This is a genomic window from Luteimonas rhizosphaericola, from assembly GCF_029888045.1.
Taxonomy (GTDB): Bacteria; Pseudomonadota; Gammaproteobacteria; order Xanthomonadales; family Xanthomonadaceae; genus Luteimonas; species Luteimonas rhizosphaericola.
The window spans coordinates 209,452-235,528 of sequence record NZ_JARXRN010000016.1; the positions used below are offsets into that span (position 1 = coordinate 209,452).

The following is a 26,077-nucleotide window of genomic DNA, read 5'->3' on the forward strand; positions in this document are numbered from 1 at the left end:
GGATCAGGCAGCCGGAGTGCGGTCGCGGCGCTTCAGCGGTTGACCTCGGCCCACAGCGTGCTGCTCATCCCGAACAGCTTGATGAAGCCTTCGGCCTCCTCCACGCCCCAGTCGGCCGACTGCGCGTAGGTGGCGCCCTTGGAGTGCAGCAGGTGCGGCGACTCGATCGCCACCGCGTCCACCCGTCCGCCGCGGGTCTCGAGCACCACCTCGCCGCTGACCTTGCGCTGCGAGGACGCCAGGAACGCCTCCAGGTCCGCCTTCAGCGGGTCGTGGAAGAAGCCCTCGTACACCAGCTCCACCCACTTGCGCGCGACCTCGGGCTTGAAGCGGTTCTGCTGCTTGCTCAGCACCGCCTCCTCGAGCGCGCGGTGCGCGGTGAGCAGGGCCACCAGCCCCGGCGCCTCGTAAACGATCCGGCCCTTGAGCCCGATCACGGTGTCGCCGGTGTACATCCCGCGGCCGACGCCGTAGGACGCGAACAGGCGGTTGAGCTTGCCGAGGATCTGCTCGCCGGGCAGCGCCTTGCCGTCGAGTTCCACCGCCTCGCCCTGCTCGAACTTCAGGTGCACGGTCAGGGTTTCGGTCGGCCATGCGCTGCGCGGGGCGCACCAGCCGCGGGCGCCGTCGCCCGGCGTCTGCCACTGGTCGATCTCGCCGCCGGACATGGTCACGCCCAGCAGGTTCTCGTTGATGGTGTAGGCCTTCTGCTTGGCGCGCACGCCGAAGCCGCGCTCCTCCAGATAGGCCTGCTCGTACGCGCGGGTCTGGGTGTGCTGCTTCTGGATCTCGCGGATCGGCGCCACGATGCGGTAGTCGCCCTGCGACTTCACCGCCAGGTCGAAGCGCACCTGGTCGTTGCCCATGCCGGTGCAGCCGTGGGCGATGGCGTTGGTGCCGAGCTCGGCCGCGCGCGCCAGCGCGGCGTCGACGATCAGGTAACGGTCGGACACCAGCAGCGGGTACTGGCCCTGGTAGCCCTCGCCCGCCCACACGAAGGGCTTGACGAAGCCGCTCCAGATCGCGGGGCCGCCGTCGACGGTGCGGTGGCTGGCCACGCCCAGTTCCGCGGCGCGCTGCTCGATGAAGGCGCGCTCCTCGTCGTCGACGCCACCGGTGTCGGCGAACACGGTGTGCACGTTCCAGCCGCGCTCCTTCAGGTAGGGCACGCAGAAGCTGGTGTCGAGCCCGCCGGAAAAGGCCAGGACGATGTCGCGGGATTCGGTGGGGCTGGTCATCGGATCTTCTCTTGGCTGTGCACCCTCCCCCGTGCGCCGGGGAAGGTTGGAATGGGGTCGGGATGGGCCGCGATTGCGGGAGGCCGCTCGCCTCCGCCGTCAAGGATGCGCGGTCGGCGACGGGGAAAACGCCGGCTATCGCACCAGTGCGGCCATGACCGCCTTCTGCACGTGCAGGCGGTTCTCGGCCTCGTCGATGGCGATGCACTGCGGGGAATCCATCACCGCGTCGGTGGCCTTGACGTTGCGGCGCAGCGGCAGGCAGTGGCTGAACACGCCGTTGTTGGTCAGCGCCATCTTGCGCTCGTCGACGATGAAGTGCCGGTACTGGTCGCGGATCGGCTTCTCGGGCGCCCAGTTGCCGAAATACGGCAGCGCGCCCCAGCTCTTGGCGTAGACCACGTCGGCGCCGGCGTAGGCGCTGTCGATGTCGTGGCTCACCTGCAGCGAGCCGCCGCTTTCGGCGACGTTCTGCCGCGCCCAGCCCATGTAGCGCTCGTCGAGCACGTACTCCGGCGTGGGGCACAGCAGGGTCACGTCCATCCCCAGGCGGGTGGCGATGGTCAGCGCGGAATTGGCCACCGCGGTGTTGAGCGGCTTGGGGTGGTAGGTCCAGGTCAGCACGTACTTCTTCCCGCGCAGGTCGGAGGTGCCGAAGTGCTCCTGCAGCGCCAGCGCATGCGCCAGCTCCTGGCAGGGATGGGTGATGGTCTCCATGTTGATGACCGGCACCGGCGAATACGTCGCGAACGACTTCAGCACCAGGTCCTCGCGGTCCTTGGCCCAGTCGACGAATTTCGGGAACGCGCGCACGCCGATCAGGTCGACGTATCGTCCCAGCACCCGCGCCACCTCGGCGATGTGCTCCTCGGTCTCGCCGTCCATCACCGTGCCCAGGTCGAACTCGATCGGCCAGGCGTCCTTGCCGGGCTGCAGCACCACCGCGTGCCCGCCGAGCTGGAACGCGCCGAGCTCGAAGCTGGTGCGCGTGCGCATCGAGGGGTTGAAGAACACCAGCGCGATCGAACGGCCCTTGAGCGCATCGCCGAGCTTCTCGCGCTTGAAGCGCGCGGCTTCGACCAGCAGCGCATCGAGGTCGGGACGGCTCCAGTCCTGCGTGTTCAGGAAGTGCTTCATCGGCGTATCCAGTTCCGGGAATCGGGGATCGAGAGGGTGCAGAAACGAAAAAACCCAGCCTCTGGCTGGGTTCCGGCATGACGGCAACGAACGTCCGGGGGACCCAGCTTCAGCGACAGGGATCCGGTCGACGCGCACGCGACGTCATCCCCGACGCCATGCGGGCGGAGGTCAGGATGTCGGCGTGGGCAAGGGCGTTGTTCACGGCGCGAATCCTCGCACGCCGGGCCACCGAACTGCAACCGCAATCGGCTGGAATCAGGGAGTTTCGCCTGAAACGACCGGCGTGACCGACACCCGCACCCGCAGGCGGTTGCCGGGATCGGCCGGCAGGCGGGAGCGGTACTTCACCCCGCGGTGCACGTAGTCCACGTCGAACGCGATCGGGCGCCGGAATTCGCGCTCCACCGGCACCATGCGGCACTGGCCGCCCGCCGAGGGCGCGACTTCCTCGACCTTGGGATCCGGCGTGAGCGCACCCTTCACCGCGCCGATGACGCGGGCGAACCCGGTGGGGTGCTCTTCGTCGTCCCGTACCGGGGTGGAGGCTTCGCAGCGCTCGACCATGCTGGTCGCGCGCAGGGTCTGGAACACCGGCTCGGCGCGCAGCACCTGGGCGTATTCCACCCGCACGTTCTCGGGCTGCTGCGCCGGAGCCGCTTCCTCGACGTCCTGCGCCAGCGCGTTCGCGGCGCACAGCATGCACGCGGCCGCGAGCAGCGGCCGCGCCAGCCAGGCGGTGATGGGCGTTCGGGCTCGGAACATTGGCGACAGTGTAGGCGCTGGCGGCCCGCCGTCGGCTGAACCCGACCGCCTGCAGACGCGTCTGGAGCCGTGCCGGGTGGCTCGCGCGGCATGGGTCCAGGGCCGCCGCGCGTGCCGCGAAATCGCGCACGGCCTAGAATCGACGGTTTCCCGCCGCCGCGTGCCGATGACCCTGCGCCTGTTCAACAGCCTGACCCGCCAGGTCGAAGCCTTCGCCCCGCTCGACTCGGCCTGCCCGACCATGTACCTGTGCGGGCCCACGGTCTACAACTTCGTGCACATCGGCAATGCGCGCGGCCCGGTGGTGTTCGGCGTGCTGGCCGCGCTGCTGCGCAGGCGCCACGGCGCGCTGCGCTACGCGCGCAACATCACCGACGTGGACGACAAGATCAACGCCGCCGCGCGCGCGGCCGGCGTGCCGATCGCCACGATCACCGACCGCTTCGCCGCCGCCTACCGCGAGGACATGGCCGCGCTCGGAGTGGCGGGCGATTTCGCGCCCGACATCGAGCCCGCCGCCACCGCCCACATCGGGCAGATGGTCGCGATGATCGAACGGCTGGTCGCGTCCGGCCACGCCTACGCGGCCGAGGGCCACGTGCTGTTCGCGGTGGACACCTTCGACAGCTACGGCCGGCTCTCGCGTCGCGATCCGGACGAAATGCTCGCAGGCGCGCGCGTCGAGGTGGCGCCGTACAAGCGCAACGCCGGCGATTTCGTGCTGTGGAAGCCCTCCGGCCCCGAACTGCCGGGCTGGGATTCGCCCTGGGGCCGCGGGCGGCCGGGCTGGCACATCGAGTGTTCGGCGATGGCCGCCGCGCACCTGGGCGAGACCATCGACATCCATGCCGGCGGCGTCGACCTGCAGTTCCCCCACCACGAGAACGAGGTGGCGCAGAGCGAATGCGCGCACGGCGGGCGCGTGTTCGCGCGCACCTGGCTGCACAACGGCATGCTGACGCTGTCGGGCACCAAGATGTCCAAGTCGCTCGGCAACATCGAGAAGGTCCACGACCTGGTGCGCCAGCATCCGCCCGAAGCGCTGCGCTACGCGTTGCTGTCGGCCCACTACCGGCAGCCGCTGGACTGGTCGGACGGGCTGATCGAGCAGAGCGTGCGCACGCTCGACCGGCTCTACGGCACCCTGCGCGACCTGATGGATGTCGATGCGCAGGCCACGATTCCCGATGCGATCGAGTCGGCGCTCGACGAGGACCTCAACACACCCGCGGCGCTGGCCGAACTCGCGCGCATCGCCGGCGAGGCCCGCAAGGCCGGCGACGACGTCGAACGCGGACGCCTCAAGGCCGAGCTGCTCGGCGCGGGCGCCGCGCTGGGCCTGCTGCAGCAGGCGCCCGCGGCGTGGTTCGCGCGCGGCGCCTCGGGCGACGACGATGCCCGCATCCAGGCCCTGGTCGACGAGCGCGCGACCGCCAAGCGGTCACGCGACTTCGCACGCGCCGACGCGATCCGGGACCAGCTCGCCGCCGAAGGCATCCTGCTCGAGGACACGCCGCAGGGCGTGCGCTGGAAGCGGGCCTGAGATGGCAGTTGCCCATTCCCCCATTCCGCCCGGTGGGCGCGCCGACCCGCCACGCACCCCCCGGACAGGACTGACGTGAACGATTCTCCCTTCCCTCTCGAACCCACCCCCGCCGAGGCCCAGGCCGCGATCCGCGACGAGTTCGCCTTCTTCGGCGACTGGTCCGAGCGCTACCAGTACCTGATCGACCTCGGGCGCAAGCTGCCGCCGTTCCCGGATGAGGCGAAGACCGAGGAACACCGCCTGCTCGGCTGCCAGTCGATGGTCTGGATCGTCCCCCGCGGCGATGCGACGCGGCTGGACTTCGCCGCCGCCAGCGACTCGGCCATCGTCTCGGGGCTGATCTACCTCGCGCTGCGGGTGTACTCGGGCCGCAGCGCGCGCGAGATCCTCGACACCGACGCGGACTACGTCGCCGACATCGGCCTGGCGAAACACCTCTCGCCCACGCGCAACAACGGCCTCGCGGCGCTGATCGCCTTCATCCGCGACACCGCGCAACGCGCGCTGGCGTGAGCGCGCCGGCGCGAGCGCACCCGGACAGCCGCGCGGCGCCGCTGCGCAACCGCGACTTCCGCCTGCTGATGGCGTTCCGGATCTGCACGATCCTGTCCTACCAGGGCGTCGCGGTCACCGTCGGCTGGCATGTGTACGAGCTCACCCGCGACCCGTGGATGCTGGGCCTGATCGGCCTGGCCGAGGTGCTGCCCTACTTCTGCGTGGCGCCGTTCGCCGGCCACCTGGTCGACGTGCTGCCGCGGCGGCGCCTGGGCACGGTGGCGGCCTGCGGGCTGGCGGTGACGCCGCTGCTGCTGGTGGCGATCGCGAGCGGCTGGTGGAACGCCGGGCTGGTGGCGATCTACGCGGCGATCGCGCTCACCGGCTGCGTGCGCGCATTCCTGGGGCCGGTCTACAACGCGCTGTTCGCGCGCGTGCTCCCGCGCGAGCAGTACGTGCGCGGCGCGAGCCTCGGCAGCATCGTGTTCCAGTCCGGGCTGGTGCTCGGCCCGGCGCTCGGCGGGGCGCTGGTCGGCCTGGCCGGCAAGCCCGCCGCCTACGGCGTGGCCGCGGGCTTCGCCGCGATGGCGGCGGTGGCGATGCTGCGCCTGCGCGTGAGCGAGCCCGCGCCGCAGCTGCAGCGCGCGCCCATCTTCGCCAGCATCGCCGAGGGCGGGCGCTTCGTGTTCGGCCACCCGGTGCTGCTGGGCGCGCTGGCGCTGGACATGTTCGCGGTGATGTTCGGCGGCGCGATCTCGCTCGCGCCGGCCTTCATCCAGGAGATCCTGCACTACGGCCCGGAAGGGCTGGGCATCCTGCGCGCGGCCCCCGCGCTGGGCGCGGTGGCGGTGGGCGTGTGGCTGGCGCGGCACCCGCTCGACCGCCACGCGGGGCGCATCCTGCTGTGGGCAGTGGCCGGGTTCGGGCTGTGCATGATCGGCTTCGGGCTGTCGACGGTGTTCTGGCTGTCGGCGGCCTTCCTGCTGCTGTCGGGCGTGTGCGACGGCGTGTCGGTGGTCACCCGCTCCACCATCATGCAGCTGGCCACGCCCGACCACATGCGCGGGCGGGTGTCGTCGATCAACGGGCTGTTCGTGGGGTCGTCGAACGAGATCGGCGCGTTCTACGCCGGTTCGATGGCGCGCCTGCTCGGCCTGGTGCCGGCGGTCGTGCTGGGCGGCTGCGTGACCATCGGCGTGGCCGCCACCACGGCCTGGCGCGCGCCGCGGCTGCGCAGGCTGCACTTCAGCGACCTGAGGTAGCCGCGCGCCAGCGCTTCGCGGCGTGCCACGCGCCGTCCGCCGCCAGCCGCTTTCCGTGCCGACCGGGGCGAGGAACCGATGCCGAAGCGACGCCTGGAAGGGCTCCGCCTCGCACCGGGCCGGCTTCCGACCCCGGCGTGGCCACCTGCCGCCGATCCGATCACGACCACTCTCCCCACACGAAAAAGCCCCGCCGGGGCGGGGCTCTTCGCGATGCGACCGGCGGGAATGCCTAGTCGCCCATCTGCTTCTGCATGTGCTCCCAGCGCTCCTGGGCGTCGATCGTGCGCTCGGCCTGCGGACGCGCCTCGAGGCGGTCCAGGCCGATCTCCTCGCCGGTGTCGACGCAGTAACCGTAGTCGCCCTCGTCGACGCGGCGGATGATGCTCTCGATCTTGTTGATCAGCTTGCGGTAGCGGTCGCGCGTGCGCAGCTCGAGGGCATTCTCGGTCTCGCGGCTGGCGCGCTCGGCCTCGTCACCGACGTCGCGCACTTCATCCTTGAGGTTCTCGATCGTCTGCCGCGATTCCTCCACCAGCTCCTCGCGCCGGGTGAGCAGCTTCTGCCGGAAGTACTCCAGCTGCAGCGGGCTCATGTACTCCTCGTCCGGGCTGGGCTTGTAGCCCGCCGGCAGGATCGGGCGGCCGCTCTCGGCATCGGTCTCGTAGGGGACGACCTTGAACTTCGGCTTCGCCGCCGGCGCGGACGACTTGTTGGTGACCGCGACGGCCACCTTGCCCTGCACGCGCGGGGTCCCGGCTGCGCGCGCCGGCGCGGCCGGCGCCTGCTCGGGAGCCTTCGGCTTCTTCGTGGCCACGGGTGCCGGGGCGGCCGGCGCCTTCTTCGCCGCCGGGGGACGGGCCGGCGCGGTCTTGGCGGCAGGCGCCGCGGCCTTCTTGGCCACGGGCTTGGCGGCCTTCTTCACCGCCGGGGCCGGCTTCTTCGCCGTCGGCGCCTTGGTGGCCTTCCTGGCCACCGGGGCCTTGGCCGGTGCCTTCTTCGCCGGCGCCTTCTTGGCCACGGGCTTGGCCGGGGCCTTCTTCGCCGCGGGCTTGGCCACGGCCTTCTTCGCCGGCGCCTTCTTCACCGCCTTGGCGGGAGCAGCGGCCTTGCGCGCCGCGGGCTTGGCCGCTTTCGCGGGCTTGACGGTCTTCTTCGCGGACTTCTTGGCAACCACGTGCTGCACTTCCTCTTGGTTTCCCTTGGACGGGAAAAGCGGGCTGTTATACCCTGCCCCGGCGGCAGCGGCAACCGCGCCGACCCCGACAGACGCCGTGATCGACCGTTTCCTCATCGCCCTGCTGCGCGGCTACAAGCGCTTCATCAGCCCGCTGCTCGGCCCGCGCTGCCGCTTCGCGCCCAGCTGCTCCGAATACGCGATGGAAGCCATCGACCGGCACGGGGCGCTGCGCGGCGGCTGGCTCGCGGCCCGGCGGGTCGCGCGCTGCCACCCCCTCCACCCGGGCGGACACGATCCGGTGCCGCCCCGCCACGACGGAACCCGCTGAATGGCCGACACCCTGATCGTCAACGCCCGCCTGGTGAACGAGGGCCGCGAATTCGACGGCGACCTGCGCATCGAGGGCGACCGCATCGCCGCCATCGGCAGCGGCCTGTCCGCGCGCCCCGGCGAGACCGTCGTGGAAGCGGCGGGCCGGCGCCTGCTGCCCGGCATGATCGACGACCAGGTGCACTTCCGCGAGCCGGGCATGGAGCACAAGGCCGACATCGCGACCGAGTCGGGCGCGGCCGTCGCCGGTGGCCTGACCAGTTTCATGGACATGCCCAATACCAGCCCGCCCACGCTGAACGACGCGGCGCTCGCGGACAAGTACGCGCGTGCCCATGGCCGTGCCCGCGCCAACTACGGCTTCTACTTCGGTGCCAGCAACGACAACCTCGCCGACGTACGCGGCATCGACCCGAAGGCGACCCCGGGGCTGAAGGTGTTCATGGGCGCGTCCACCGGCAACATGCTGGTCGACGATCCCGACACACTGGATGCGATCTTCCGCGACACCCCGGTGCCGATCATCACCCACTGCGAGGACACGCCGACGATCGACGCGATCCTCGCGCAGTACCGCGACAAATACGGCGACGACATTCCCGCCGAGTGCCACCCGGACATCCGCTCGCGCGAGGCCTGCATCAAGTCCACGCGCCTGGCGCTGGAGCTGGCGCGCCGCCACGACACCCGGCTGCACGTGCTGCACATTTCCACCGCCGACGAGCTGGCGCTGTTCGAGCGCGGGCCGATGATCCGCGCCGATGGCAGCCGCAAGCGCATCACCGCCGAAACCTGCATCCACTTCCTGCGCTTCGACCGCGCCGACTACGCGCGCCTGGGCCACCAGATCAAGTGCAACCCGGCGATCAAGGACGCGTCCGACCGCGCCGCGCTGCTGCGCGCGCTGGCCGACGACGTGATCGACGTGCTCGCCACCGACCACGCGCCGCACACCTGGGAGGAGAAGCACAACCCGTACGTGCGCGCGCCCAGCGGCCTGCCGCTGGTGCAGTTCGCGCTGGTCGCGGCGCTGGAGTGCGTGCACGAGGGCCATTTCGACACCGCGCGCGTGGTGCAGAAGTTCGCCCACGCGCCGGCGCAGCTGTTCGACGTGAAGGACCGCGGCTTCCTGCGCGAAGGCTGTTTTGCCGACCTGGTGCTGGTGGACGACACGCCGTTCACCGTGCGCCGGGAGGACGTGCTGTCCAAGTGCGGCTGGTCGCCGTTCGAGGGCACCACCTTCCGCTCGCGCATCGCCTCGACCTGGGTCAACGGTGCGCTGGCGTGGGACGGCGCGTCGCTCGTGGGCGCGCCGCTGGGCCGGCGGCTGGAGTTCGATCGATGACGTCGGCGACGGGCCGGGCGACCGGCCCGCGCGCGGATCTTCCGCGGATCGACGCCCCGCCCCGCCCAGGTGCCGGCGCAGGGTCGCGTACGAAGCGCGCCGCGCGCTGGCTCCTGCTGGCCGCGCTCGCCGCGATGCCCGGCCTCGCGCCCTCGCCGGCCGCGCTGGCGGACGACACCGGCGCGCCGGCGGACGACCGTGTGGTATTTCCCGCCAGCGTGCAGCAGGGCGCCATGGTGATCGGCAAGGTCCCGCCGGGAAGCACGGTCACCCATGCCGGACGCACGCTGCGGACCACCGGCTACGGCACCGTGGTGTTCGGCGTCGGTCGCGATGCGACCGGCCCGCTGGTGGTCTCGGTGACACGCCCCGACGGCCGCCGCGAGGCGCCGCGCATCGCGGTGCGGCCGCGCGACTGGCCGCTGCAGCACGTCAACGGCGTGCCGCCGAAGACGGTCGATCCGCCGCCGGCCATCGCCGAACGCATCGCGCGCGAACAGGCGCGCGTGTCGCAGGCACGTATACGCGACGACGCGCGCGCGGATTTCGCGCAGGCGTTCCTGCGCCCGGTCGACGGCCGGATCAGCGGGCGCTTCGGCCGGGCGCGGGTCTACAACGGCAAGCCCGGCTCGCCGCATTCGGGCATGGACATCGCCGCGCCGACCGGCACGCCGGTGCGCGCACCCGCCGCCGGGATCGTCACCTTCGCCGAACGCGACCTCTATCTCACCGGCGGCACGCTGCTGGTGGACCATGGCCACGGCATCAGCAGCAATTTCCTGCACCTGTCGCGGATCGACGTGGCGGTGGGCGACCGGGTCGAACAGGGCCAGGTGATCGCCGCGGTCGGCTCGACCGGTCGCTCGACCGGGCCGCACCTCCACTGGGGCATGAGCTGGTTCGACGTGCGCATCGACCCGCAGCTGGTGCTCGACCGCACGCCCTGAGCTGTCGGAGCGACGCGCGCTCGCGGATCGAGCGTCGCCCCGATAGGGCCGAAGGCGCATCCGGGAATGCGCAGGCGCATGGCCGTCTCCAACCCGAGTGCGCTTCGCTTACCCGGGCGAGCGGCGCCGTGGTTCGCGGACGTCGCCCGGGTCAGCCCCGAGGCCGCCTCCGGAACGGCCGGGTCGCCAGCATCAGGGCCGGATCAGCCTGCCGGTGTCGCGCGCTGCATCAGCCGACCCAGGGGCGACACGCTCGGCGAGATCGCCAGGTCCTGCGGCGAGACCAGGCGCGGGTTGGGCGCCAGATCCACCGGCCCGTCCGCTGCGGGACGCGCGTCCCCTGCCCCCAGAAGCCCGGAGGCCGCCGGCGCTGCCTGCGCCAGCACGGCCTGGCGGGCCTGCTCCAGCTCGGCGTTGGTGAGGGCGTCGGCGGCGGGTTCCGCCTGCAGTCCACCCGCCCCGGCGAGATCGTCGCTCCTGAGTGCATTGAGCTGCATGCGCGGCGCCTGCAGCGCCTGGCGCCCCGCCGGACGCAGCAGCGGCCAGACCTCGTCGAACAGCGCCTTCCAGTCGATCTCCGGGAACGGTGCCGTGCCGCGCGGCCCGATCACGATTTCCGGCGCCAGCCTGCCCGCGGGCACGGCGGCGCATTCGGCGTAGGCGCGATACACCACCTCGCTGCATACCATGCGGCCGTCGCCGTCGGGCAGCGCGTGGTCGAGCGCTACCCGCACCAGCAGCCGCGCCCAGGGGTGCACCGGCCACTTCCCGCGCACCGCCATCACCACGCCCAGCAGGGCGAGCTGGTCGACGGGATACGGCACGCCCAGCAGCATTTCGGCCTTCGCCAGCACCTCGCGCAGATCGGCGGGCGCCAGCGGCGCGCCGGCCCCGTCGTGCGCCCGGAACGCGTCGATGAAGTGGTAGTTCGCCTGGTCGGCCAGCCGCTGCGCCAGCGGGTAGCGGCGCACGCCGGACGCCGCGGCCTCGATCAGGTCGCCGCCGTCGGCGACGATGGCCGCATGGCTGTAGGCGCCGTCGCTGGCCCAGGCGATCAGTTGCGACAGCGGTCCCTCGCCCAGCATCAGCAGGATGTCGCCGGTCTGCAGCTCCGCGGCCGCAAATGCAGCCGTCGCCGGCGTCGATGTCTTCATGTCCATGGTGGGCTCACAGTTGGGGTCAGACCGTCCACAGCCCGTCGGCCGGCTGCGCGGCGCTGGCGCGATCGCGTCCCGCGGACTTGCTGGCATAGAGCGCGGCGTCGGCGCGTTCGAACAGGCTCGCCATCGACTCGCCCGGGTCCAGCTCGGCGACGCCGATGCTGAGCGAAGCCGCGATGTCGAATTCGGTCGTCGACAGCGGCCGGCAGTTCACCGAAATGCGCATGCGCTCGGCGATCGCCATCGCCTCGAGCCGCGAGCGGCCCGGCAGCACCACCAGGAACTCGTCGCCGCCGTAGCGGCCCATCGCCTCGTTGCGGCGCAGCTGGTTGCGCAGCCGCCACGACACGATCCGCAGGCACTGGTCGCCGACGCTGTGGCCGTGGCGGTCGTTGATCTCCTTGAACCGGTCCAGGTCGACGAACGCGATCGACAGGGGCGTGGACTGGGCGCGCGCCTGTTCCACCTCGCGGTACAGGCGTTCCTCGACCCCCTGCCGGTTCAGGGCCTTGGTCACCGGATCGATCACCGCCTGGCGGCTGGCATGGTCGCGATCGCGGCGCAGCTGCAGCAGCTTGTCGAGCAGGCCGATCGCCAGCAGCAGGCTGGCCAGCACGAAGCTGCCGGCGAGCCCGTGCACCAGCCACGGAGGGCCGGTCCACAGCCCCATCATCTGCGCCGCGGCCAGGAACGAGAACACCATCAGCGAGATCCAGGAGGCCAGCACGACGCGCGCGGCGCGGTCGCCGTGCAGCGCCAGCACCGCGGCCGCCACCAGCAGCACCACCGCCGAATACAGCAGCGCGAAGTTGCCGCTGAGCGAGAACGCCGCCCAGTCGCCGAACAGCGAGGCGGCGCCGGACCCCGCCGCGATCCAGGTGCCGATCGCCAGCAGCCGGTCACACCACGGGAGCTTCCGCGGCAGGTCGAGGTAGCCGCGCTGGAACAGGTTGCTGAACACCACCCCGACACAGCCGAAGACGCGGTTGGTCTGCGCGCTGGTGCCGAACAGCGCCTCCGCGCCCGGCATCCAGCGCAGGTCGCCGCCGATCGCGGCGAGATAGCCGATCGCGCACAGGAGCATCGCGCCGAAATAGCCGTAGCTGCGCTCGCCGGTGCCGCCCCAGAACGCCAGCGCCAGGATCACCAGTACCGCCAGGCTGGTCAGCACCAGCGAACGCCAGGCCACGAAGACCAGATCGGCGCGGTGCACCTGGTCCATCGATTCGATCGACAGCGCGGTGACCATGGTCGAACCGCGCTCCACCCGCAGCCACACCGGCTCGCCCGCACGCAGGCCGTCGGGGAGGTCGATCACCAGCGCGCGGCTGGAGTAGCGGAAGTCGGCATCGTCGCCGTACAGCGTGTGCCGCGTCGGCGCCTCGGCGCCCGGCGCCCAGGCCTGCACGCGGTACAGGAACGGCGTGCGCAGCACGAGCCGCGGGCTGTCCGCGGCGTCCACCGCGGTGGCGGGCGCGATCCGCCACCACTGCGCGTCCCGGTGCGGCTGCTGCAGCGTGGGGCTGTCGCGCGGGGGTTCGAGCCGGGCATCGTGGCGTCCGGCCAGGACCTCGGCCGGCGGCGGATCGGCGCGCAGTTCGCGCACTTCCAGCTCGACCGCGCCCGCGGCCGCCGCGCACAGCAGCATCCAGCACAGCACCACGTTGCGCAGCCACGCGCCACGCCTCCGATCCCCTGTCCCCATGGGCGCGATCCTAGCCGATCGCGCTCACGCGCGGATCGTGCCCGGATCACGCTTCAGCGTGGCGTCGACCGCACCGTCGCCACCGCGTCGTGCGCGTGCAGGCTCTCGAAGTGCGACACCGTGGCCTCGAACGACTCGACCCGGGCATCGGCCGCCAGCGCCTGCGCCACCCGGCGGGCGGCGTCCTCGCAGAACATCAGGTTGGCGGCGTTGAGGGCAGCGAAGGCCTGCTCGTCCTCGCGCTTAACCGCGGTCTGCACCGGGGTGCCGAGCGCCGTCTCGAGCGCGTCGACCAGCGCCGCCAGCGGCAGCTGGTCGAAGGCCGGGCGCAGGCGCACGGTGGCATCGACGCGGCTGCGCTGGGCGTGCGGGGTCGCGGCCAGGCCGCGCGGCGAGGCCAGCCAGTCGCGCACCACGCCCGCCGACAGCGGCGCCGCGGCCGCGAAATCGCTGGCGAACCGGTCCGCGTTGAGCTGCCGCGACAGCGCGGCCGAGGCCGGACAGGTGCTCGAGTATTCGACCGACAGCGACAGGTCGAGCGCAAGGTGGCCCTCGCCCAGTTCGGCCACCAGCTGGACCGGATAGGTCTTCCAGCCGCTGTGGTCGCTGGCGAGCGCCGGGCGCCGCAGCATGTGGCCGTAGCGGATCGCCAGCCGCGCGCGCGTCGACAGGCCCTGCTGCGAATCGATGCAGTCCTGCAGCACCCGCCGCAGCGCGGCGTGTGTGGGAGGCTCGGCCGCCAGCGCATCCTGCAGCCGCAGGTACAGCCGCGACATGTGGATGCCGCGGGCATCGGGATCGCGCAGGTCGACCGATACGTCGACCGACGCGGGCACCTGCAGCGCCGGCCGCCCGGGTTCGAGCGCCACCGCGATCGGCAGCGCGATGCCCGCCATGCCCACCCAGTCGATGGGGCGGGCGGCGCGGGCGGCTTCGCCGGCGACGTCGGGCAAGGGGGACTCGGGGGAACGGCTCACGGCAGGATGCGGGTGATGGAACAGTCCACAGTTTAACGGCCCCGGGCGCGATACCGGTGCAACGATGCGTTGCTAGCCCCGCGCCGCGCGCCAACCGGCCCAGAGCATCCGCAGCGGCGGCACCCGGCGCAGGCCCGGATCGTCCGCGCGCGTCAGCCGCAGGCGCTCGCGCAGCACCGCCTGGTGCAGCCGGCGCGGGCGGGTGAGCGCGGCCGCGGGCCGGTCCAGCGCGGGCTGCTGGTCCAGGGCGGCATCGAGGTCCCCGCGGGCCAAGGCGCGCTCGACGCGCTGCGCATCGGCGCAGGCCGCCACCGCGTCCGGCGGCGGCTCGGCGCCGGCGAACAGGTCGGCCTCGCAGGCGAGCACGCCCACCGTCCAGGTCCGCAGCGCGGCGACGTCGTCCCGCCCGCCGTCCGCGTCGCGAGTGGCCGGCAGCGCGGCCAGCGCGCGCCCCAGCAACTCCCAGTCGGCCTCCATGCGCTGCAGCGCCTCGCCCAGCGGATGGCGCCGGGCGCCGCGCGACCAGCCGCGCAGTTCCTCCTGCCACCACGCGAGCTTGGCCAGGCCCGGCGCGGGCTCGGCGCCCGACCACGCGGCGTCGCGGAATTCCTGCAGCAGCGCGAACCAGGCCGCCGCGCGCGGCCGCTGCGCGGCGGGCAGGAAGGCTTCGGCAATCGCCCATTCCGGCCAGCGCGCGCGCCACTTGTCGATGAAGCCGTCGAGCGGACCGGGGGTCGTCATCGCCCCATTGTAGGAGACGCCCGCCATCGGCCCGCACGGCGCGGCGCTGCTGCGGAACGTCCGCGCGTCACCGCAGCCGGGGCCAGGCGGCCGGGTCGAGCAGCGCGCGCGGCGATCCGATCATGGCGTCGCCCTGCCAGGCGGCGGGATCGTCGTCGTCCAGCCGGTAGCCCCACAGCGCGACCACCGAGGCCATGCCCGCGGCGCGGGCGGCGTCGATGTCGCGGCGATCGTCGCCCACGTACACGCAGTCCGCCGGCGCGAGGCCGATCGCGTCGGCCGCATGCAGCAGCGGCAGCGGATGCGGCTTGCGTTCGGCCAGGCTGTCGCCGCCCACCAGCACCGCGCTGCGGGTCGCCCAGCCCAGGCCCGGCAGCAGGTCGCGGGCGAGCGCGACCGGCTTGTTGGTGACGATGCCCCAGCGCACGCCGTCGGCCTCCAGCGCCGCGAGCATCGCCTCGATGCCGTCGAACGGGCGTCCGTGGCGGCCCAGTTCCTCGCGGTAGAGCGCGAGGAACTCGGGCACCAGCTCCGGCACGCGCTCGACGGGGATGTCGGGGAAGGCGGCGCCGGCCATGGCCCGGGCGCCGCGCGAGACGTGCGGGCGGATCGCCTCGAGCACGATCGGCGCCCTGCCCCGCGCCTCGCGCATGCGGTTGACGGTGGCGAGCATGTCCGGCGCGCTGTCGAGCAGGGTGCCGTCGAGGTCGAACAGGACGCCGCGCGGGAAACGGCCGGAGTCAGCAGCTTCTGGCATGGGCGCTCAGGGCTTCAGCGCGCACGCCAGGTAATTGACGTCCGTCCGTGGCACGATCCGGGCCGCGTTGCGCCAGGGTTCGTAGCGCAGGCCGCTGACGTCCTCCAGCGCCAGGCCGGTCTCGCGCAGCCAGGCGGCGAGCTCGGAGGGCTTGATGAACTCGCTGTAGCGGTGGGTGCCCGTCGGCAGCAAGCGCGCGATGTATTCGGCGCCGACGATGGCCAGCGCGAACGCCGCCGGCGTGCGGTTGAGCGTGGACACGAACAGGCGCCCGCCCGGCTTGAGCAGGGTGGCGCAGGCGTGCAGGATCGCCGCCGGATCCGGGACGTGCTCCAGCATCTCCATGCAGGTCACGGCATCGAAGCTTCCGGGCTGCTCGGCGGCCAGCGCCTCGACCGACTGCACCCGGTAGTCGACGTCGACGCCGGACTCCAGTCCGTGCAGGCGCGCCACCTTCACCAGTTCCGGCGCGAGGTCGATGGCGACCACGTCCGCGCCCGCCTTCGCCAGCGCCTCGCTCAGCAGGCCGCCACCGCAGCCGACGTCGAGCACGCGCGCGCCGGGCAGGGTCACGCGCGCGGCCACGTACCCCAGGCGCGCGGGGTTGAGCGCGTGCAGCGGCTTCTGCGGGCCGTCGGGGTCCCACCAGCGGTTGGCGAGCGCGCCGAAGCGGTCGAGCTCGTCCTGGCGGAAGTTGGCGGCGGGGGCACCGTGGGGCGTGGTCATCGGCTCGGATCCTGGGCGTTGGCGCCATTGTAGGCGTCGGCCGCCGGCGATGCGCCCACGCATGCCGCCTCCGCCCACGCCATTGTCGGCACGCGCCTAGGGCAGCGCGATCGCGGCGATGCGCTCGCGCCACTGGCGCGCGTTGGCGACGATCCGCGCCGCATCCATGTCCACCAGCACGCGATCGCGCAGGCGCGCGCGTCCCGCGATCCAGACATCACTCACCTGCTGGCGCCCGGTGGCGTAGACCAGCTGCGAGACCACGTGGTGCAGCGGCTGGGTTTCCAGCGCCGAGAGGTCCACGCAGGCCAGGTCGGCCTGCTTGCCCTGTTCGATCGACCCGACCAGGTGGTCGAACCCGATCGCCTTCGCCCCGCCCAGGGTGGCGGCGCGCAGGGCGGTGAACGCGTCCAGCGCCGCCGCATCGTCCGCGACCGCCTTGGCCAGCAGCGCCGCGGTGCGGGTCTCGCCGAACATGTCCAGGTCGTTGTTGCTGGCCACGCCGTCGGTGCCGATCGCCAGCGTCACCCCGGCGCGTTCCAGCGCGCAGGCCGGGCAGAAGCCGGAGGCGAGCTTGAGGTTGGACTCCGGGCAATGGACCACGCTCACGCCGCGCTCGGCGCACAGGTGGATCTCGGCCTCGGTCAGCTGGGTCATGTGCACCGCGATCAGGCGGTCGTTGACGAGCCCGAGGCGGTCCAGGCGCGCGATCGGGCGCTGGCCGTGCTCGTCCACCGACTGCGCCACTTCCTGCGCGGTCTCGTGCAGGTGCAGGTGCACCGGCAGGTCGAGCTGGTCGGCGAGCATGCGGATGCGCTCGAAGTTCGCGTCGTTGACCGTGTACGGCGCGTGCGGGGCGAACGCGGTGGCCACCAGCGCGTCGTCGCGCCACTGGTCGTGGACCGCGCCGGCCTTGTCGAAGTATTCGTCGTCGCTCGACGCCCAGGCGGTGGGGAAGTCGATCACCGGCAGCCCGATGCGGGCGCGGAAGCCGTGCCGGCGGTAGGTGGCCGCCTGCACGTCGGGGAAGAAGTAGTTCTCGTTGACGCAGGTCACGCCGCCGCGCAGCAGCTCCGCGATCGCCAGGGTCACGCCGTCCTCGACGAAGCCCGGGCTGATCACCGCGCCCTCGATCGGCCAGATGTGCTGCTGCAGCCAGACCTTGAGCGGGAGGTCGTCGGCGACCCCGCGCAGCAGGGTCATCGGGTTATGGGTGTGGGCGTTAACCAGTCCGGGCACCAGCGCCGCGTCGGGCCGCGAGACGGTCTCGGCGGCGGCGAAGCGGCGCCGGGCCTCGGCGGTCGGCAGCAGCGCGACGATGCGGCCACCCTGCACCGCGACGGCGTGGTCCTCGAGCACCACGCCATGGGGCTCGACCGGCACCACGAAGCCGGCTTCGATCAGGAGGTCGCAGGATTCGGGGGTATTGGCGTCATCGGTCATGGCGCCATTCTGTCATCCCGCGCACGCGGCGCGGATGACAGGCCTCACTTCACCCGGCTGACGTACTCGCCCGAGCGGGTGTCGACCTTGATCGTCTCTTCCTGGCCGACGAACAGCGGCACGCGCACCACCGCGCCGGTCTCCAGCGTGGCCGGCTTGCCGCCGCCGCCCGAGGTGTCGCCACGCACGCCGGGGTCGGTCTCGGTGATCTTGAGCTCGACGAAGTTCGGCGGCGTGACCATGATCGGCGTGCCGTTCCAGAGGGTCACCACGCAGGTCTCCTCGCCCTTGAGCCACTTCTCGGCGCCGCCCATGCCCGCTTCGTCGGCCTGCACCTGCTCGAAGCTCTCCGGGTTCATGAAGTGCCAGTACTCGCCATCGCTGTACAGGTACTGCATGTCGGTGTCGACCACGTCCGCGGCCTCGACCGAGTCGGTCGACTTCATGGTGATTTCCTGCACGCGGCCGGTCTTGATCAGGCGGTAGCGCACGCGGGTGAAGGCCTGGCCCTTGCCGGGCTTGACGTAGTCGGTCTCGGTGATGATCGCCGGTTCGTTGTTGACCAGGATCTTCTGGCCGTTCTTCACGTCGTTCATGCCCAGGGTGGCCATGGCGTCTCCTGCTGTGGCCGCCCGCGGGCGGCTAGAATGGGAATTCGATGAGTGCCGGCACCGCCGGCCCGAGAATCGCAAACCGCCATGATACCTGCTGCCCCCGCCCGGCTGCAGCCGCGAGGCTGGCAGGCCCTGTGGCGCGATGCCATCCGCGATCCGCGCGAACTGCTGGCCCTGCTCGGCCTGGATGCGCTACCGGGCGTGTCCGGCGGCGCCGCGGAGGCGTTTCCGCTGCGGGTGCCGCGCGGCTTCGCGGCGCGCATGCGCCATGGCGACCCGCACGATCCGCTGCTGCGGCAGGTGCTGCCGCTCGACGAGGAGCTGCGTCCCGTCCCCGGCTTCAGCCTGGATGCCGTCGGCGACGCGGCCGCGCGCGCCGGTCACGGCGTGATCCACAAATACGAAGGGCGCGCCCTGCTGGTGTCCACCGGCAGCTGCGCGGTGCACTGCCGCTACTGCTTCCGCCGCCACTTTCCCTATGCCGAGCAGACCGCCGCGGCGGGCCAGTGGAGCGAAGCGCTGGACGCGATCCGGGCCGACGCCAGCCTGCACGAGGTGATCCTGTCCGGTGGCGATCCGCTGTCGCTGTCGACGCCCAAGCTCGCCGCCCTCACCGATGCCTTGGCCGGGATCGGCCATGTGCGCCGGCTGCGCCTGCATACCCGCCTGCCGATCGTGCTGCCCGAGCGGGTGGACCAGGAGCTGGCCGACTGGCTGGCGCGACTGCCCTGGCCGGTGGCGGTGGTGGTGCACGCCAACCATGCCCACGAGTTCGACCCCGCCGTCGACGCGGCGATGGCGCGGCTGCGAGGCGCCGGCGCCAGCCTGCTCAACCAGGCGGTGCTGCTGCGCGGGGTCAACGACAGCCTCGACGCCCAGGCCGACCTGCACGAGCGCAGCTTCACCGCCGGGGTGCTTCCCTACTACCTGCACCAGCTCGACCGCGTCGCCGGCGCAGCGCATTTCGAGGTGCCCGACGATCAGGCACGCGCCTTGCACGCGGCCATGCGCGCGCGCCTGCCGGGCTACCTGCTGCCGCGGCTGGTGCGCGAAGTCGCGGGCGACGCGTCGAAACGCCCAATGTGAGCCACGCCATGGACGCGACCGGCGGTGCCGTGGCATAACCCCGCTTCCACGCGGAGGACTGCATGTCGAAGAAGCCTGACAACGCGCTGCGCCTGCTGATCGTCGACGAACGCGTCGAGGATGCCGAGGCGCTGGTCAGCGGGCTGCGCAATGCCGGGATCGCGGTGCGGCCGGTGCGCGCGGCCACTCCGGAGGAACTCTCCGCGGCCCTGGCGGGCCCGTCGGACCTGGTCCTCGCGGCGCTGGCGACGCAGTCGCTGGCGTTCGAAGACACCATGCAGCTGGTCACCGCCACCGGCAAGGACCTGCCGGTGATCGCCATCGCCGAACAGCTGGACGAGGCGCAGTACGACGCGGTGCTGACCGCCGGCGCGCGCGCGGTCGCACTGCGCCACCGTCCGCAGCAGGTGCTGTCCCAGGTCCGCAACGAGTGGGACGACCTCGAGGCGCGGCGCGCGCAGCGCCGGCTCGAGGCCCGGGTGCGGGAGACCGAACGCCGCTGCGACGCGCTGATCGAGTCCTCGCGCGATCCGATCGCCTACGTCCACGAAGGCATGCACATCCGCGCCAACAGCGCCTACCTGGAGATGTTCGGCTACGACAGCTTCGAGGACATCGAGGGCATGTCGCTGCTGGACATGGTGGGCCCTCAGCACGTGGACGAGTTCAAGCAGCTGCTCAAGTCGCTGGCCAGGGGCGAGGCGCCGCCGCCGCGCTACGAACTGGAGGCGCGCGACCTGGAGGGCAACGCGTTCCCGGCCTCGATGGAGTTCACCCAGGCCCAGTACGAGGGCGAGCCCTGCCTGCAGGTGGTGTTCCGCCGCCAGGAGTTCGACCCCGAACTGGCGCAGGAGCTGGAGGAGCTGCGCCAGCGCGACCAGGTCACCGGCCTGCTCAACCGGCCGACGTTCCTGCGTTCGCTGGAAGACGCGGTCGACGACGCCGGCCAGCACAAGGGCCACCACGGCCTGCTGCTGATCCAGCCCGACCACTACCAGCGCCTGCTGCAGGACATCGGCCTGGATTCGGCCGACGCGCTGATGGCCGCGATCGGCCACCGGCTGCAGGACGTGCTGCGCGACGAGGGCCTGGATGGCCGCGCGACCGGTGCCCGCTTTGCCGAACACACCCTGGCGGTGCTGCTGCGCGGCAGCGACTACGCCGCGACATCGGCGCTCGCGGAGCGCATCCTGGCCGCGTTCTCGGCCGACGTGTTCTCGATCGGCACCCGCTCCAGCGTGATCACCGCCAGCATCGGCGGCGTGCAGATCGGCGAGAAGATCGCCAGCGTCTCGCAGGTGCTGGCCAAGGCCACGCAGGGCGTCGAGTCGTCGTCCGGCGTGGGCGGCAACCGCTACGAGATCTTCGACCCCGCGGCGATGGACCGCGCCGAGGAAGAACACGTGCGCGCGTGGGTGGCGCGCCTGCGCGACGCGCTCGACCACCACCGCTTCGTGCTGCATTACCAGCCGATCATCAACCTGCAGGGCGACACCGGCGCCACCTACGAGGCGCTGATGCGCCTGGACCCAGGCGACGGCCAGCTGATCTCGCCCTCGAACTTCATGCAGATTGCCGAGGACCATGCGCTGCTGAGCGAGATCGACCGCGCGGTCATCGGCCAGGCGATCTCGGTGCTGGGCCAGCGCATCGCCGCCAACCGGCCCACCACCCTGCTGGTGAAGGTGACCCAGGCGGCGCTGGACGACAGCGGCCTGGCGGCCTTCATCGGCGAACAGCTGCAGGCGCACGGCGTGCCCGGGGAATACCTGGTGCTGGAGCTGCCCGAAGCCAAGGTGTTCACCCACCTCAAGGCGACCCAGGCCTTCGCCGACGCCATCGGCCGCTACGACTGCCGCCTGGCGCTGGAGCAGTTCGGCGTCGGCCTGGACTCGTTCCAGCTGCTCACGCACCTGAAGCCGAACATGCTCAAGGTCGACCGCAGCTTCATCGAGGACCTCCCGCGCAACGAGGAGAACCAGGCGCGCGTGCGCGAGATCGCCAAGCGCGCCCGCGAGCTCGGCATCCGCACCATCGCCGAATACGTGCAGGACGCGGCCAGCATGTCGATCCTGTTCTCCTCGGGCGTCGACTACGTCGAGGGCCACTTCCTGGCGACCGCCAGCCCGGTGATGAACTACGACTTCGAGTGAGCCCGGCGCGGCCGCCGGCCGGCGCGCCGCGAATCGGGACATCGACAGCGGAAAGGCGCGGAACCCCGCGCCTTTCCGCATTCCGGGGCGACCGGCGCCAGCGACCGGACGCTCCCGTCACGTGTCGCCGGCCATCAGGCAGCTCAGGCCAGCACGCCCTCGCGCAGCGTCTCCGGCGGCGCGTTGCGCAGCGCGGCGATGCGCTCTTCCAGCGGCGGGTGGCTCATCAGCAGCCGCTTGAGGCCGTGGCCGATGCCGCCGCTGATGCCGAACGCGGCGATCTGCTTGGGCAGCGTGTTCTGGCCGTGGTTCTGCGCCAGGCGCTCCAGCGCGGCGATCATCTTGGGCCGGCCGGCCAGCGCGGCACCGCCGGCGTCGGCGCGGAACTCGCGTTGGCGCGAGAACCACATCGCGATCATGCTCGCGAACAGGCCGAAGATCATGTCCAGCACGAACACCACGGCGAAATAGGCCATCCCGCCCATGTCGCGGCCCATGTACTGGCTCAGCGCGCGTGCCACGACCCGGGCCAGCACGATCACGAAGGTATTCAGCACGCCCTGCAGCAGGGCCATCGTGACCATGTCGCCGTTGGCCACGTGGGCCACCTCGTGCGCCAGCACCGCCTCGGCCTCGTCGCGGTCCATCGAGCGCAGCAGCCCGGTGGAGACCGCGACCAGCGCGTTGTTGCGGTTGGCGCCGGTGGCGAAGGCGTTGATCTCGGGCGCGTCGTAGACCGCGACCTCGGGCATGCCGATGCCGGCGGCCTGCGCCTGGCGCTTGACCGTCTCGACCAGCCAGCGTTCGACCTCGTTGCGCGGCTGCTCGATCACCTGCGCGCCGCTGAAGCGCTTCGCGGTCCACTTGGACATGAACAGCGAGATCAGCGACCCGCCGAAGCCGAACAGCGCGGCGAACACCAGCAGGCCGCCGAAGGTGGAGGGGTTCACGCCGAAGATGGCCATGACGATGCTGACCAGGGCCAGCACCGCGAGGTTGGTGAGCAGGAACAGGGTGATGCGCTTGAACATGGGGGTTCTCGTCGGGGCGGGCGTCGTCGGGCGCCCGTCCTGTTCCATTATGGTTGGCGCAGATGAATTTCAAGTCGCGCCCGGGCCCCGTCGCCGGGGTGTCCCGCCCCCGCATCCTCCCGTCCACCCGCCCGCATGCCCGCACCCGTCCCCTACCGCGGCCGATTCGCACCCTCGCCGACCGGGCCGCTGCACCTGGGATCGCTGGTCGCCGCGCTCGGCAGCTGGCTCATGGCACGCCTGGCCGGGGGCCAGTGGCTGCTGAGGGTGGAGGACCTGGACCCGCCGCGGGAAGTTGCGGGTGCCGCGCAGGCGCAGCTGCATACCCTGGCCGCGTTCGGCCTGTGGCACGACGACGGCGTCGAATACCAGAGCACCCGTGGCGCGTACTACACGGCCGCTCTGGCGCGGCTGCTCGACGCGGGGCACGCATTCGAATGTCACTGCAGCCGCGCCGACCTCGCCGCGCGCGGCGGCATCCATCGCCGCTGCTCCGCCGGCGCGCGGCGCGCCCATCCCGCGGTCCGGCTGCGCGTGCCCGACGGCAGCGTGGTCGGCTTCGACGACGCGGTGCACGGGCGCGTGGTCCAGGACGTGGCGACCGCGGTCGGCGACGTGGTCCTGCGCCGCGCCGACGGGCTGTGGGCCTACCAGCTGGCGGTGGTGGTGGACGATGCCGCGCAGGGCGTCACCGAGGTGGTGCGCGGCGCCGACCTGCTGGACTCCACGCCCCGCCAGATCCTGCTGCAGCAGTGCCTGGGCCTGCCGACGCCGCGCTATGCCCACCTGCCGCTGGTGGTGGACCGCGCGGGCCGCAAGCTGTCGAAATCGCTGGCCGCGCTGCCGGTGGACGCGGCGGCGCCGCTGCCCTCGCTGGCCGCGGCGTGGCTGATGCTGGGCCAGGATCCCGACGCGGTCGCCCCGGCCACCTGTCCAGCCGGATTCCTCGATCGCGCACTCGCCGCGTTCGATCCGGCGCGCATCCCGACCGGCCCGGTGCGCCTCCCCGCCGCGATGCACAACGCACCTGCCACGCGCGGCGACTAGACTGTCCCGGTGCCGCGGGTGGCGGCGAAACACAGGAAGCAAGGACATGACGACTCGGGTGGCTCTGGTGACCGGCGGTACCGGCGGTATCGGCACGGCGATCTGCAAGAAGCTCGCGGACCAGGGCCACAAGGTGGCCACCAACTACCGCAGCGAGGAGAAGGCCCGCGCGTGGCAGGCGCAGATGAAGGCCGACGGGTACGAGTTCACCCTGGTCAAGGGCGACGTCACCTCGCCGGAGGAGGCCGCGGCGATGGTGCGCGAGGTCGAGAAGACGCTCGGCCCGGTCGAGATCCTGGTCAACAACGCCGGCATCACGCGCGACGGCACCTTCCACAAGATGACCGCGCAGCAGTGGAACGACGTGATCAACACCAACCTCAACTCGGTGTTCAACGTCACCCGGCCCGTGATCGAAGGCATGCGCGATCGCAAGTGGGGCCGCATCATCCAGATCAGCTCGATCAACGGCCTGAAGGGCCAGTACGGCCAGGCCAACTACGCCGCCGCCAAGGCCGGCATGCACGGCTTCACCATTTCGCTGGCGCGCGAGAACGCCAAGCTCGGCATCACCGTCAACACGGTCTCGCCCGGCTACGTGGCCACCGACATGGTGATGGCGGTGCCGGAGGAAGTGCGGGCCAAGATCGCCGCCGACATCCCGACCGGGCGCCTGGGCAAGCCGGAGGAAATCGCCTACGCCGTGGCCTTCCTGGTCGACGAACAGGCGGCGTGGATCACCGGCTCGAACCTGGACATCAACGGCGGCCACCACATGGGCTGGTAGCGCCTGACCCAACGGAGTGCACCCGAAGGCCGGCCATGCCGGCCTTTTTGTTGGATCGGCCTGTGGACCCATGCCCACGGCAGGCGCGTCCACCCGTCCGGGCCGCGCCGCTTCCGCGGCAATCGCGACCCGCCGCGCACCCGGCGTCCCGCGCACGCCCCGCCGCGACCATGAACGACCCGGACGCCCCGGCGCTGCAGCGCCGCCCGCCCCCGGCACGGCCGGAACTCGGCTTGCAAGCCGTGCTGCGCTGCGCCATGCTGCGCGGCACCATCCCTCGGGCACCTGCTCCATGGCCGCGACCCGGATCATCAAGAAGTATCCCAACCGTCGTCTCTACGACACCGAGATCTCCAGCTACATCACGATCGAGGATGTGCGCCAGCTGATCGTCGACGGCGAGGAGTTCGAGGTCCGCGACGCCAAGTCGGGCGAGGACCTGACCCGCTCGGTGCTGCTGCAGATCATCGCCGAGCACGAATCGGACGGCGAGCCGATGCTCTCGACCCAGCTGCTGAGCCAGATCATCCGCTTCTACGGCGATTCGCTGCAGGGGTTCATGGGCAACTACCTCGAGCGCTCGATGCAGGTCTTCCTCGACCAGCAGCAGCAGTTCCGCCAGCAGATGGGCGGGATGCTCGGGCAGACGCCGTGGGCGATGATGAACCAGCTCACCGAGCGCAACATGGAAATGTGGAAGGAATTCCAGAAGAACCTGACCGGCAGCGTCGGCCAGAAGCCCGATCCCGACCGGCGCCCGCCGGACAAGCGCGGCCGCTGAGTCCCGCCCTGCGCATCCCGGCACGCGCACGTCGCTGCGCCGCGCCCTTCTTTCCAGCTCCCGGATCCACATGGACAAGCGTACGGCCGTCGTCACCGGCGGCATCGGCGGGCTCGGCACCGCCATCTGCATCGCGCTCGCGCGCGCCGGCCGCCGCGTGGTCGCCGCGGACCTGGGCGGGCATCCCGAACGCGTGGCGCGCTTCCAGGCCGAAGTCGACGGGCTGGACGTGCGCTTCGCGCCGCTGGACGTCTCCGACTTCGACGCCTGCGGCGAGTTCGTGCGGGGGATCGAGACCGCGGGCCAGGGCCCCGACATCCTGGTCAACGCCGCCGGCATCACCCGCGATACCACCCTGCGCAAGATGGACCGCGGGCAGTGGGAATCGGTGCTCTCGGTCAACCTCGACAGCGTGTTCAACCTGTGTCGGCACGCGATCGACGGCATGACCGGACGCGGCTTCGGCCGCATCGTGAACATCAGCTCGGTCAACGGCCAGACCGGCCAGTTCGGCCAGACCAACTACTCCGCGGCCAAGGCCGGCATGCACGGCTTCACCATGGCCCTCGCCCGCGAGGTGGCGCGCAAGGGCGTGACCGTCAATTCGGTGTCGCCCGGATATTGCGAGACGGCGCTGGTGGCGGCGATCCCGGACGAGATCCGCCAGGGCATCGTGGACAAGGTACCGGTCGGACGCCTCGGGCACCCGGACGAGATCGCGCGCACCGTCGCCTTCCTCAGCGACGACGAGGCCGGCTACATCACCGGCGCCAACATCCCGGTCAACGGCGGCCTGTACATGGCGTTCTGATCCCGGCCCGGGC

General features: G+C 71.8%; 25 protein-coding genes. 12 read left to right on the forward strand and 13 right to left on the reverse strand.

Features of this window, described 5'->3' with window-relative positions; all coding sequences use genetic code 11:
• Nucleotides 1–32: 32 nt before the first annotated feature.
• The 3 genes from QFW80_RS02210 to QFW80_RS02220 form a co-directional block, all read right to left on the reverse strand.
• Nucleotides 33–1,238, reverse strand: a complete 1,206-nt coding sequence (locus QFW80_RS02210; RefSeq protein WP_280599442.1) for an argininosuccinate synthase — start codon at nt 1,236–1,238, stop codon at nt 33–35.
• A gap of 135 nt (nt 1,239–1,373) precedes the next feature.
• Nucleotides 1,374–2,375, reverse strand: a complete 1,002-nt coding sequence (locus tag QFW80_RS02215) for an N-acetylornithine carbamoyltransferase (protein ID WP_280599443.1) — start codon at nt 2,373–2,375, stop codon at nt 1,374–1,376.
• 258 nt (nt 2,376–2,633) lie between these two features.
• Entirely contained in the window at nt 2,634–3,140 is a 507-nt protein-coding gene (locus tag QFW80_RS02220; protein ID WP_280599444.1) for a hypothetical protein, read from the reverse strand.
• Nucleotides 3,141–3,306: 166 nt separating this feature from the next.
• Here QFW80_RS02220 and cysS point away from each other — a divergent pair, with 166 nt between their 5' ends.
• From cysS to QFW80_RS02235, 3 genes are all read left to right on the forward strand, one after another.
• A complete protein-coding gene (gene cysS, locus QFW80_RS02225) occupies nt 3,307–4,683 on the forward strand; it encodes a cysteine--tRNA ligase (protein ID WP_280599916.1) in 1,377 nt (458 codons plus the stop codon).
• Nucleotides 4,684–4,758: 75 nt separating this feature from the next.
• Complete coding sequence (locus tag QFW80_RS02230; RefSeq protein WP_280599445.1) at nt 4,759–5,199, forward strand: SufE family protein; 441 nt, start codon at nt 4,759–4,761, stop codon at nt 5,197–5,199.
• On the forward strand, nt 5,196–6,443 hold the full coding sequence (locus QFW80_RS02235; protein ID WP_425603485.1) for an MFS transporter: 1,248 nt from the start codon (nt 5,196–5,198) through the stop codon (nt 6,441–6,443). Before QFW80_RS02230 ends, QFW80_RS02235 begins: the two co-directional genes overlap by 4 nt.
• 232 nt (nt 6,444–6,675) lie before the next feature.
• Here QFW80_RS02235 and dksA read toward each other — a convergent pair whose 3' ends face one another.
• A complete protein-coding gene (dksA, locus tag QFW80_RS02240) occupies nt 6,676–7,620 on the reverse strand; it encodes an RNA polymerase-binding protein DksA (RefSeq protein ID WP_280599446.1) in 945 nt (314 codons plus the stop codon).
• Nucleotides 7,621–7,717: 97 nt separating this feature from the next.
• Here dksA and yidD point away from each other — a divergent pair, with 97 nt between their 5' ends.
• The 3 genes from yidD (at nt 7,718) to QFW80_RS02255 (ending at nt 10,245) form a co-directional block, all read left to right on the forward strand.
• Nucleotides 7,718–7,951 (forward strand): membrane protein insertion efficiency factor YidD, encoded by a 234-nt coding sequence (yidD, locus tag QFW80_RS02245; protein ID WP_280599448.1) that lies wholly within the window; start codon nt 7,718–7,720, stop codon nt 7,949–7,951.
• Nucleotides 7,952–9,298 carry a dihydroorotase gene (locus QFW80_RS02250; RefSeq protein ID WP_280599449.1) on the forward strand — a complete coding sequence of 449 codons (1,347 nt, stop codon included), beginning with the start codon at nt 7,952–7,954 and terminating at the stop codon, nt 9,296–9,298. It abuts the gene before it with no gap.
• Nucleotides 9,299–9,432: 134 nt separating this feature from the next.
• Nucleotides 9,433–10,245 carry a M23 family metallopeptidase gene (locus QFW80_RS02255; RefSeq protein WP_280599920.1) on the forward strand — a complete coding sequence of 271 codons (813 nt, stop codon included), beginning with the start codon at nt 9,433–9,435 and terminating at the stop codon, nt 10,243–10,245.
• 203 nt (nt 10,246–10,448) lie between these two features.
• Here the strand turns inward: QFW80_RS02255 and QFW80_RS02260 are convergent, their stop codons facing one another.
• From QFW80_RS02260 to efp, 8 genes are all read right to left on the reverse strand, one after another.
• Complete coding sequence (locus tag QFW80_RS02260; protein WP_280599452.1) at nt 10,449–11,399, reverse strand: hypothetical protein; 951 nt, start codon at nt 11,397–11,399, stop codon at nt 10,449–10,451.
• A gap of 25 nt (nt 11,400–11,424) precedes the next feature.
• Nucleotides 11,425–13,110 (reverse strand): diguanylate cyclase, encoded by a 1,686-nt coding sequence (locus QFW80_RS02265; protein WP_280599454.1) that lies wholly within the window; start codon nt 13,108–13,110, stop codon nt 11,425–11,427.
• Nucleotides 13,111–13,163: 53 nt separating this feature from the next.
• Nucleotides 13,164–14,087 (reverse strand): GTP cyclohydrolase FolE2, encoded by a 924-nt coding sequence (folE2, locus tag QFW80_RS02270; protein ID WP_280599456.1) that lies wholly within the window; start codon nt 14,085–14,087, stop codon nt 13,164–13,166.
• A 72-nt stretch (nt 14,088–14,159) separates the two neighbouring features.
• Nucleotides 14,160–14,828, reverse strand: coding sequence for a squalene/phytoene synthase family protein (locus QFW80_RS02275; RefSeq protein ID WP_280599458.1), 669 nt, complete (start codon nt 14,826–14,828; stop codon nt 14,160–14,162).
• 67 nt (nt 14,829–14,895) lie between these two features.
• On the reverse strand, nt 14,896–15,585 hold the full coding sequence (gene gph, locus QFW80_RS02280; protein ID WP_280599459.1) for a phosphoglycolate phosphatase: 690 nt from the start codon (nt 15,583–15,585) through the stop codon (nt 14,896–14,898).
• 6 nt (nt 15,586–15,591) lie between these two features.
• Nucleotides 15,592–16,311, reverse strand: coding sequence for a bifunctional 2-polyprenyl-6-hydroxyphenol methylase/3-demethylubiquinol 3-O-methyltransferase UbiG (gene ubiG / locus QFW80_RS02285; RefSeq protein ID WP_280599460.1), 720 nt, complete (start codon nt 16,309–16,311; stop codon nt 15,592–15,594).
• A gap of 96 nt (nt 16,312–16,407) precedes the next feature.
• Nucleotides 16,408–17,754: a TRZ/ATZ family hydrolase gene (locus QFW80_RS02290; RefSeq protein WP_280599461.1), complete on the reverse strand. Its 1,347-nt coding sequence runs from the start codon at nt 17,752–17,754 to the stop codon at nt 16,408–16,410.
• Between the two features lie 44 nt (nt 17,755–17,798).
• Nucleotides 17,799–18,365, reverse strand: a complete 567-nt coding sequence (gene efp / locus QFW80_RS02295) for an elongation factor P (RefSeq protein ID WP_280599462.1) — start codon at nt 18,363–18,365, stop codon at nt 17,799–17,801.
• 87 nt (nt 18,366–18,452) lie between these two features.
• On the opposite strand from efp, the gene epmB reads away from it, so the two are divergent.
• Both epmB and QFW80_RS02305 read left to right on the forward strand, forming a co-directional pair.
• On the forward strand, nt 18,453–19,454 hold the full coding sequence (gene epmB / locus QFW80_RS02300; protein ID WP_280599464.1) for an EF-P beta-lysylation protein EpmB: 1,002 nt from the start codon (nt 18,453–18,455) through the stop codon (nt 19,452–19,454).
• Between the two features lie 62 nt (nt 19,455–19,516).
• Entirely contained in the window at nt 19,517–21,607 is a 2,091-nt protein-coding gene (locus tag QFW80_RS02305; RefSeq protein WP_280599466.1) for an EAL domain-containing response regulator, read from the forward strand.
• A 143-nt stretch (nt 21,608–21,750) separates the two neighbouring features.
• Here QFW80_RS02305 and htpX read toward each other — a convergent pair whose 3' ends face one another.
• Complete coding sequence (gene htpX, locus QFW80_RS02310; protein WP_280599468.1) at nt 21,751–22,638, reverse strand: protease HtpX; 888 nt, start codon at nt 22,636–22,638, stop codon at nt 21,751–21,753.
• A gap of 135 nt (nt 22,639–22,773) precedes the next feature.
• Here htpX and gluQRS point away from each other — a divergent pair, with 135 nt between their 5' ends.
• From gluQRS to phbB (QFW80_RS02330), 4 genes are all read left to right on the forward strand, one after another.
• Nucleotides 22,774–23,685, forward strand: coding sequence for a tRNA glutamyl-Q(34) synthetase GluQRS (gene gluQRS, locus QFW80_RS02315; RefSeq protein WP_280599469.1), 912 nt, complete (start codon nt 22,774–22,776; stop codon nt 23,683–23,685).
• Nucleotides 23,686–23,731: 46 nt separating this feature from the next.
• Nucleotides 23,732–24,472, forward strand: a complete 741-nt coding sequence (gene phbB, locus QFW80_RS02320) for a beta-ketoacyl-ACP reductase (protein ID WP_280599470.1) — start codon at nt 23,732–23,734, stop codon at nt 24,470–24,472.
• A 292-nt stretch (nt 24,473–24,764) separates the two neighbouring features.
• Entirely contained in the window at nt 24,765–25,253 is a 489-nt protein-coding gene (phaR, locus tag QFW80_RS02325; protein ID WP_280599472.1) for a polyhydroxyalkanoate synthesis repressor PhaR, read from the forward strand.
• A 70-nt stretch (nt 25,254–25,323) separates the two neighbouring features.
• Complete coding sequence (gene phbB / locus QFW80_RS02330) at nt 25,324–26,064, forward strand: acetoacetyl-CoA reductase (RefSeq protein ID WP_280599474.1); 741 nt, start codon at nt 25,324–25,326, stop codon at nt 26,062–26,064.
• Nucleotides 26,065–26,077: the final 13 nt, after the last annotated feature.

Excerpts from the sequence above, each read along its gene's own strand:
- QFW80_RS02210 (WP_280599442.1), bottom strand. The coding sequence starts at position 1,238 with ATGACCAGCCCCACCGAATCCCGCGACATCGTCCTGGCCTTTTCCGGC.
- QFW80_RS02215 (WP_280599443.1), bottom strand. The coding sequence starts at position 2,375 with ATGAAGCACTTCCTGAACACGCAGGACTGGAGCCGTCCCGACCTCGAT.
- QFW80_RS02220 (WP_280599444.1), bottom strand. The coding sequence starts at position 3,140 with ATGTTCCGAGCCCGAACGCCCATCACCGCCTGGCTGGCGCGGCCGCTG.
- cysS (WP_280599916.1), top strand. The coding sequence starts at position 3,307 with ATGACCCTGCGCCTGTTCAACAGCCTGACCCGCCAGGTCGAAGCCTTC.
- QFW80_RS02250 (WP_280599449.1), top strand. The coding sequence starts at position 7,952 with ATGGCCGACACCCTGATCGTCAACGCCCGCCTGGTGAACGAGGGCCGC.
- QFW80_RS02255 (WP_280599920.1), top strand. The coding sequence starts at position 9,433 with ATGCCCGGCCTCGCGCCCTCGCCGGCCGCGCTGGCGGACGACACCGGC.
- QFW80_RS02260 (WP_280599452.1), bottom strand. The coding sequence starts at position 11,399 with ATGAAGACATCGACGCCGGCGACGGCTGCATTTGCGGCCGCGGAGCTG.
- QFW80_RS02265 (WP_280599454.1), bottom strand. The coding sequence starts at position 13,110 with ATGGGGACAGGGGATCGGAGGCGTGGCGCGTGGCTGCGCAACGTGGTG.
- QFW80_RS02275 (WP_280599458.1), bottom strand. The coding sequence starts at position 14,828 with ATGACGACCCCCGGTCCGCTCGACGGCTTCATCGACAAGTGGCGCGCG.
- gph (WP_280599459.1), bottom strand. The coding sequence starts at position 15,585 with ATGCCAGAAGCTGCTGACTCCGGCCGTTTCCCGCGCGGCGTCCTGTTC.
- ubiG (WP_280599460.1), bottom strand. The coding sequence starts at position 16,311 with ATGACCACGCCCCACGGTGCCCCCGCCGCCAACTTCCGCCAGGACGAG.
- QFW80_RS02290 (WP_280599461.1), bottom strand. The coding sequence starts at position 17,754 with ATGACCGATGACGCCAATACCCCCGAATCCTGCGACCTCCTGATCGAA.
- efp (WP_280599462.1), bottom strand. The coding sequence starts at position 18,365 with ATGGCCACCCTGGGCATGAACGACGTGAAGAACGGCCAGAAGATCCTG.
- epmB (WP_280599464.1), top strand. The coding sequence starts at position 18,453 with ATGATACCTGCTGCCCCCGCCCGGCTGCAGCCGCGAGGCTGGCAGGCC.
- QFW80_RS02305 (WP_280599466.1), top strand. The coding sequence starts at position 19,517 with ATGTCGAAGAAGCCTGACAACGCGCTGCGCCTGCTGATCGTCGACGAA.
- htpX (WP_280599468.1), bottom strand. The coding sequence starts at position 22,638 with ATGTTCAAGCGCATCACCCTGTTCCTGCTCACCAACCTCGCGGTGCTG.
- gluQRS (WP_280599469.1), top strand. The coding sequence starts at position 22,774 with ATGCCCGCACCCGTCCCCTACCGCGGCCGATTCGCACCCTCGCCGACC.
- phbB (WP_280599470.1), top strand. The coding sequence starts at position 23,732 with ATGACGACTCGGGTGGCTCTGGTGACCGGCGGTACCGGCGGTATCGGC.
- phaR (WP_280599472.1), top strand. The coding sequence starts at position 24,765 with ATGGCCGCGACCCGGATCATCAAGAAGTATCCCAACCGTCGTCTCTAC.
- phbB (WP_280599474.1), top strand. The coding sequence starts at position 25,324 with ATGGACAAGCGTACGGCCGTCGTCACCGGCGGCATCGGCGGGCTCGGC.